The sequence below is a fragment of the Aquidulcibacter sp. genome, from assembly GCF_020253525.1.
Taxonomy (GTDB): domain Bacteria; phylum Pseudomonadota; class Alphaproteobacteria; order Caulobacterales; family Aquidulcibacteraceae; genus Aquidulcibacter.
In genome coordinates this window covers 1-6,749 of record NZ_JADCBK010000147.1, presented here as the reverse complement: position 1 = coordinate 6,749, position 6,749 = coordinate 1, and the positions used below count along the sequence as shown (strand labels likewise).

Annotated in this window: 6 protein-coding genes and 1 pseudogene; 5 read left to right on the top strand and 2 right to left on the bottom strand. The window is 52.9% G+C overall.

Features of this window, described 5'->3' with window-relative positions:
* A pseudogene (locus tag IOB61_RS15155) lies at nucleotides 1–392 on the bottom strand (metal ABC transporter permease); the annotation flags it as partial.
* Between the two features lie 162 nt (nucleotides 393–554).
* Between IOB61_RS15155 and IOB61_RS15150 the strand changes: the two are divergent.
* From IOB61_RS15150 to IOB61_RS15135, 4 genes are all read left to right on the top strand, one after another.
* A complete protein-coding gene (locus tag IOB61_RS15150) occupies nucleotides 555–1,109 on the top strand; it encodes a TIGR00730 family Rossman fold protein (protein WP_290818545.1) in 555 nt (184 codons plus the stop codon).
* Between the two features lie 531 nt (nucleotides 1,110–1,640).
* Complete coding sequence (locus tag IOB61_RS15145) at nucleotides 1,641–2,426, top strand: TetR/AcrR family transcriptional regulator (RefSeq protein WP_290818543.1); 786 nt, start codon at nucleotides 1,641–1,643, stop codon at nucleotides 2,424–2,426.
* Nucleotides 2,423–3,172: a TetR/AcrR family transcriptional regulator gene (locus IOB61_RS15140; RefSeq protein ID WP_290818541.1), complete on the top strand. Its 750-nt coding sequence runs from the start codon at nucleotides 2,423–2,425 to the stop codon at nucleotides 3,170–3,172. The genes IOB61_RS15145 and IOB61_RS15140 overlap by 4 nt, the downstream gene beginning before the upstream one ends.
* Nucleotides 3,173–3,302: 130 nt before the next feature.
* Nucleotides 3,303–4,844 carry a TetR/AcrR family transcriptional regulator gene (locus tag IOB61_RS15135; RefSeq protein WP_290818539.1) on the top strand — a complete coding sequence of 514 codons (1,542 nt, stop codon included), beginning with the start codon at nucleotides 3,303–3,305 and terminating at the stop codon, nucleotides 4,842–4,844.
* Here IOB61_RS15135 and gltX read toward each other — a convergent pair.
* Nucleotides 4,841–6,175, bottom strand: coding sequence for a glutamate--tRNA ligase (gene gltX, locus IOB61_RS15130; protein WP_290818537.1), 1,335 nt, complete (start codon nucleotides 6,173–6,175; stop codon nucleotides 4,841–4,843). The genes IOB61_RS15135 and gltX overlap by 4 nt on opposite strands.
* Before the next feature lie 225 nt (nucleotides 6,176–6,400).
* On the opposite strand from gltX, the gene IOB61_RS15125 reads away from it, so the two are divergent.
* Nucleotides 6,401–6,749, top strand: a 349-nt coding sequence (locus IOB61_RS15125; protein WP_367272863.1) for a LexA family protein, incomplete at its 3' end; no start/stop codon positions are given.

Sequence of the window (6,749 nt, the reverse complement as noted above, 5' to 3'; positions counted from 1 at the left end):
CGGATCCCCAGCGCATGGACATGGCCAAAGACGGCAACCCCTGCCCGCCTTTGGGCTTCTTCGCTAACGGGCTGAAAAATGGTGTCGCGCAATTGCGGCGCGCCAGAGCCCAAGAAGCGCATCAAGGCCCAAGCGCCAATCGCCATCAAAAAGATAATGTCCCACGAAGGGTTACTGCCACTGGTGAGGCCATTGACCGCATCTGCCAGCACCAAGGGTGCGCCGACAATGAAAACCTTGGAAATCAAAGTGAGGCCGAGGGCAAGCCCAACACGAACGCGCAACTCAGTGGTATCAAGCCCGCCAATCAATCGAACCAAGCGCGACAAGGCCCGCCCGATCGGTGAAATCTCATTGGCCGCGTCGGACTTGTTGCGTTCGCCTTTTCTCATAATGACCACATAGGCAATGTTGGCCGGGATTGAACAGCCAAAATGCGATTGCTGGCAAGGCTTGATGCACAAATGTCAGGAAACATGCATATAGCGCTCGCAAAATCATGTGCTTGGCTGATTGAGTCGGGCACACTCAGAGATCGGCTTAAGGAGCAGGGCATGAGCAAATTGAAATCTGTCTGTATCTATTGTGGTTCTTCCAACCAAGTAGACCCTGCTTACCTCGAGCTCGCAACCCAAATGGGTCAAGCGATTGCCAAGCGGGGCATTCGCTTGGTCTATGGCGGCGGCAATGTCGGCCTGATGGGGGCCTCCTCGCGTGCCGCCCATGAGGCCGGCGGCGAAGTCTTGGGCATCATGCCGCACTTTTTGACCAAATGGGAAAAGCCCAATGCGGCATTTGAAACCCGCATGGTCGATACGATGCACGAGCGCAAATGGGGCCTATTTGCGGAATCTGATGCATTCATTGTGCTGCCCGGTGGCATTGGCACGCTGGAAGAAGTGGTGGAGACCCTGTCCTGGCAGCGCCTTGAACTCCATCACAAACCGGTCGTCTTGGTTGACCGCGCGTTCTGGCAGCCCTTTGTCGATCTGATTGAGGCAACTATTGTGACCAAGTTCACACCAGAAGCCTTCCGCAATTCCTTCTTTTGTGTCGACACGCCAGAAGAAGCTTTGGCGGGCTTAGAAGCAGCCGTCGCCAAGGGCTAAAGCAACCCCGCTTTTGTACAAAATAAAGTCTGTGAACCACGCAGCCGACGCGCCGCGGGATGGCTTGGTCTTGCCCGTTTTCCAAGTGACCTGAGTATCGGTAAAAAACCAAAATACGCCAAAGTAAATTTGAATATATTTTTTAGATATTGCGATTAAAGTTTGCAGCAAATAAAATTAAAATTTTATACTTTACATTTTCTAGGTGAAATTAGTGATTTTTTAACATTTAACTATTTGATTTTGTTGCTATTTCTATCGTTAACTGTAATTGAATATTTATTTCGAATTTAATTCGTTTTAAGCTTAGTTCTGCAACCAAGTAATCACATTACTTTGTGGTACATTCAAGGGTAAATCCATTAACAACGCATCACCAAACATGTGTTGAAACGGATACCCTCTTCAGGCGAAAAACCTGAGACGGCCAAAGTTGGCTGCCGCATGTGCCCAAAGCAATGAGGATCATTCTGGAGGCCCGCGGCTATCGGATATGGCCCTTCAGGCCAATTGAGCCGCATACGGATAAAAATGATGGTGCTGTCTCAAGTGATCGCAGGTGTAAAGTATCGGGGTACGGATATGGAAGCACAGCAAAAGCCAACAGAAGGTGGGCAATCCTTCGAACTGATCGTGAAGCGTCTTTTGACGGCCCCTGCCCGCCGCCATGACCTTGCGACGCGGACCAACCGCGTTTTGGCCAGTGTTCTGCAGGAATGGCACGAGGTGGGCTATGTGAACGCCCAAATTCATCGGATTGCCAACCGGGCTGGCATGTCCACCGCAACCCTTTATCGTTTGTTTCCAGACAAAAATGCGATCAATTGCGACGCTTTAAAGCTTGGCAATGACATTATGGTTGGTCTTTTGACAAAGGCGCAAAGCCACCCCAACCCGATCCACCGATTGACCGAGATCGTGTTCAATCATGCCGAAACGCTGCGTCAAGACTATGTCCGTGAGCTTTTGTTGAGCCAATCCTTGATGCTGTTGGAGCCTGATATCCAAGACAGAGTGCGGGATATTGCTCGCGAAGGCCAAGCCGGTGTCAAACAATTCTGGCAAAACAATCTGCAAGAGCTTGTCACCCAAGGCCTCATTCGCCTTGATGATATCGACTGGCAGGAGTGCCGCCTAAAGGGTGCTGTGGAGGCGCGGACCTTGGGCCGCTTTTTCTGGGGTTATCCCGACTATCTGCCAGAAATAAGTTGGCGAAGTGATGCGCAATCGATCGTGGAAGACTTCTTCAAGCTCTATGGCACCACCAAGTTCCATACGATGAGCTTGACCTATAATTGGGACTGGAAAACGGAATGAGCGCAGAGACCAGCAGCTCAACAATCCATAAGTTTGTTCTGAAGCAACTCGAACAAATGTTGATCCCCAATGCCAATCGGCTGGACGCTAGCAATAGACGTCAGCGGATCATTGCAGCTGCCCTCTATGAAAGTCATTTCAACCCAGCGCGACGCATGAATGTGCGCGAAATTGCCAAGCGTGCTGGCGTCTCGTCCGCCACCCTCTACCGCTATTTTAGCAGCGATGAGGAACTTCTGACAGCCGGACAACGGCTAAGCGTGGAACTCTATAGCGCTTTCTTAACCCTAGATGCCTGGCACCCCAACCCAATATTTCGGCTATGCACCTACTTAACGCGCTGGGTTGAATTATGGACACTTCCAGCCCGCCAAGATGAACGCTCTGGCCTCTTGATGAAACGAAGCGCACGCGACCCAGAACTTCGCATGACGTCAGCGCTCTATTTTCAGCGTATACATGACTTTTGGACTTCGCAGTTTCGGCTGCTTCATTCAGAAGGGTATTTAAGCTCAGAGCCGCGCTACGAACTCCTTGAAGCCTTAGGCGGGCCGTTGGAGGCAAGGATCCTCCAGCCGTATACCTTCGCGGGCCTGCCCTATGTCCCGGAAAATTCTTGGTTTGAGGTTTGCTGGCGGGCAACCAGTGAATTCTTGACCCTAAATGGCACCCCTTATTTTCATCAAATGCGTCGAAAGAAGAATTGGGACGCGGATTTATTTGCGTTCCAAAAAGAAAATGGTTAAAACTACCCATAAGTAATATTCCCATTTCCCCTATATTGGTTTGCCCCCTTGGTGCGTGTGAAAGGCAACTCAATTTCCTCATGATCGATACAAAATGCCCTTCCCGACTTCTGATCAAACAAACAAAGCCTTGTTCCAACGTCAGGTCGAATTGTGTCTTAAGACACAGGCTCGCAGATCAGATGATGCGACGCGTAAACGGCTGATTTTGGCCGCGGTTTTGAAAGAATGGGCAGAAGCCGGTTTTCTAAATGCCAATATAACAGCCATTACCGTACATGCAGGTGTTTCGACCGCCACCCTCTATCGGCTTTTCCCCAATCGAAACGACATGAATTTGCAAGCTCTCGCGCTTGGTCATGAGCTTATCCTCGCCGCCATGCTGGACCGGGAGACGCACCCAAATCCCATTCGGAACTTGATCGAGCTTGTGCAACATTATGCCTCGATCCTGGTTGAGCCTTATCTTCGCCAATTCACCATCGCCCAGACGTTTCAAGTTCGCAAGGATGCAGCCACGGGCGAGATCGCAAGCCGGACGGCACATACTGGCTTTGAGTCTCTGCATCAGTTTTGGCGGCGTGAAATCACAAACTTGATCGAAGCAGGCTTTGTTGAGCCCGGATCAATGCACCACCAATTGTTTCGCCTGATTGGTCCGATTGAAGCGCGCGCCTTGCACTGGTTTCAAGGCGGGCGCGGGCATTATGTGCCCAGCCAAAGCTGGCACCATGAGGCGATAAAAGTCGTCGAGGGGTTCTTTAAGGTCTATGGTACGAATAAATATCAGATTTTCAGTAAAACCTATCAATGGGACTGGCTGGCGAACACGGCCACACCCCCGGTCCAAAGCCTCACTCAGCCTTCCCCACTTGACCCCGCCTCAGGGCGCGATAGCCTGCCGCTGATTGTGGATTTTGAGCGCAGTCTAGCCCTTGGCCCGCCTCCCAAGAACTTCATGGAATTTGCGTTTCGTGAATTGGAAAAGATAGCGAGCCCGCAAATCAATCGGCTCAACACGACCAATCGGCGGATTCGCATTCTGGCTGCTGCCATTTACGAGAATTATGAGCGTGGGTTTGAAAATCTCAGCATGTCTGCGATTGCCAAACGGGCCGGTGTGTCAACCGCCACCCTGTATCGCCAATTCCCCAATGATGTGGCGCTGCATGAAGAGGTCTATGCCTTGGGCATGTCCCTGTTCTGCGCTTGGGTTGGGCAGGATGATGACCAGAAAAACCCATTAGCGCGGCTGACGACCTGTATATTGCGGCCACTGACCACCTATACAGACCCAGATAGTTTGCGCTTGGGCTCCATTCAATTTGGAATTATTGCGCGATTAAAGGAGGGCACCATCATGCCATCCTCCGCCGCCTTGGTCCGCTATATTTTCAGCTTTTGGACCAAGCGCTTTGACCGCTTAATCGGCGAAAACTATATTGCGACGCCGCCGTCTTGGCCGATGATCCATGATATATTTGGGCCAATCCAAAGCATGTCCTGGGCCTTGCATAGCAATACTGGGATTATGCCCACCCCAGAAAATAGCTGGTTTGATTCCTGCTGGCAGGTCGCCGAAGACTTCTTCAAAATCTATGGCACGCCCCATTTTCACGCCCGTTGTGAGGCCGAAAACTGGCGCGCGGACCGCGACAGGCTGCGCCCTTAAGCTTTGGTGCCCGCCAAGCGAGCAGCCGCCCGATCTGGCCCGATCAGCATAAACAAGCTCTTCATTTCAGGCCCATGCTCTTGGCCGGTCAGCGCCTTGCGCAAGGGCATGAACAGGCCCTTACCCTTCGCCCCCGTGGCCGCCTTCACCGCTTCGGTAAAGCTTGACCAAGACGTCTCATCATAGGGCCCTGTTGGCAACAGACCCAGCGCGGTGGCGATAAAGTCGGGCTCGTCAATTTGGGGCTCAATCGGGCCTTGAACCACGCGGGCCCACAGGCTGACATCGTCAAACTTGGCAAGATTACCACGCACGGCAAGCCAGAAAGCTTCACCCAAATCACAGTCAATGGCGGCAAGGCGGGGTTTGATCGAGCCATAATCGGCATGCTGCAATAATTGCGCATCCAAGCGACGCACATCTTCAGGGTCAAAGCGGGCGGGCGCGCGGCCGATCTTGCCAAAGTCAAAACCCGCCACCAAAGCATCCAGATTATCGACCGCCTCAACCGGGTCAGACGTGCCGATCCGCGCCATCAAGGACAATACCGCTAGAGGAGCCACACCCTGCTCGCGCAGGCTTTCAACCGACAAAGAGCCAATCCGCTTGGACAATGTCTCGCCATCTGCACCAACCAACAGCGGGAAATGGCCAAATTCTGGGCGCTTGCCGCCGGTTAAGGCTTCAAAGATTTCTGCCTGTGCGCCTGTATTGGTCACATGGTCTTCGCCACGGATCACATGGGTGACGCCCAAATCCACATCATCAACGACCGAGGGCAGCGTATACAGATACGCGCCATCTTCGCGGATCAGCACGGGGTCAGACATTGAAGCGGTGTCAACGGTTTGTTCGCCCCGGATCAAATCTTTCCATGCAACCCGCTTGCCCGACAATTTAAAGCGCCAATGCGGCTTGCGCCCTTCTGCTTCAAAGGCAGCCTTATCAGCATCTGTCAGCGCAAGTGCGGCGCGGTCATAGACGGGTGGCAATTTGCGCGACAAAGCGATCTTGCGCTTGCGGTCTAATTCTTCGGCTGTCTCATAACAGGGATAGAGCAGGCCCGCTGCGATCAGGCGGTCGCGCGCCTTATCATAGACGTCAAACCGGGCCGATTGGCGGGCTTCCTCGTCCCACGTCAGGCCAAGCCACGTCAGGTCTGTCCGAATACCATCCTCAAAAGCTTTGGTTGAGCGCGCTGTATCGGTGTCATCAATCCGCAAAAGGAACGTGCCGCCATGCTGGCGCACAAACAACCAATTGCGCAAAGCCGTGATGATATTGCCAACATGGAGCTTGCCGGTTGGAGAAGGTGCAAATCTGACTTTCATATTTCTATCCTGTTGGTCGATGACTTAGCAGCCATGGCCCCATCAGGCGAGAGGGGCATGTGCAGGTCAGCTGCCATGAGGCTGCGGAAAAATTTGCAGCGGCCTATAGACGAAAAAACGGAACAGAGTTAGAACATCGCTACTTTGTTCGTGCATCGTTCACGGTGCAAGCGGATTTGATCGGGGCTGGGCCTATGCGCCCGCCTCGCAGGATAGGGGAAGTTGATGCTGACGTCCAAACAACGAGAGCTTTTGCTATTCATTCATGAGCGTCTCAAGGAAACAGGCGTCTCGCCTTCTTTTGACGAAATGAAGGATGCGTTGGACTTAGCGTCGAAGTCGGGCATTCACCGCTTGATCACCGCTTTGGAGGAGCGTGGCTTTTTACGCCGCCTCGCCCATCGCGCCCGGGCTCTCGAAGTGCTGAAACTGCCCGATAGCTCGACCACATCTGCCCCGCCCAAGGGTCGCCAACCCTTCACGCCGCTGGTTGTGGGCACCAAGTCCGCCGCCCCGGCCCATGCATCTACCCCACCTTCGGCAGCCAATGACATTGCGGTTTTGGGTCGGATTG

Coding starts and splice junctions, on each gene's coding strand:
- IOB61_RS15145 (WP_290818543.1), top strand. CDS start 1,641: ATGATGGTGCTGTCTCAAGTGATCGCAGGTGTAAAGTATCGGGGTACG.
- IOB61_RS15150 (WP_290818545.1), top strand. CDS start 555: ATGAGCAAATTGAAATCTGTCTGTATCTATTGTGGTTCTTCCAACCAA.
- IOB61_RS15140 (WP_290818541.1), top strand. CDS start 2,423: ATGAGCGCAGAGACCAGCAGCTCAACAATCCATAAGTTTGTTCTGAAG.
- gltX (WP_290818537.1), bottom strand. CDS start 6,175: ATGAAAGTCAGATTTGCACCTTCTCCAACCGGCAAGCTCCATGTTGGC.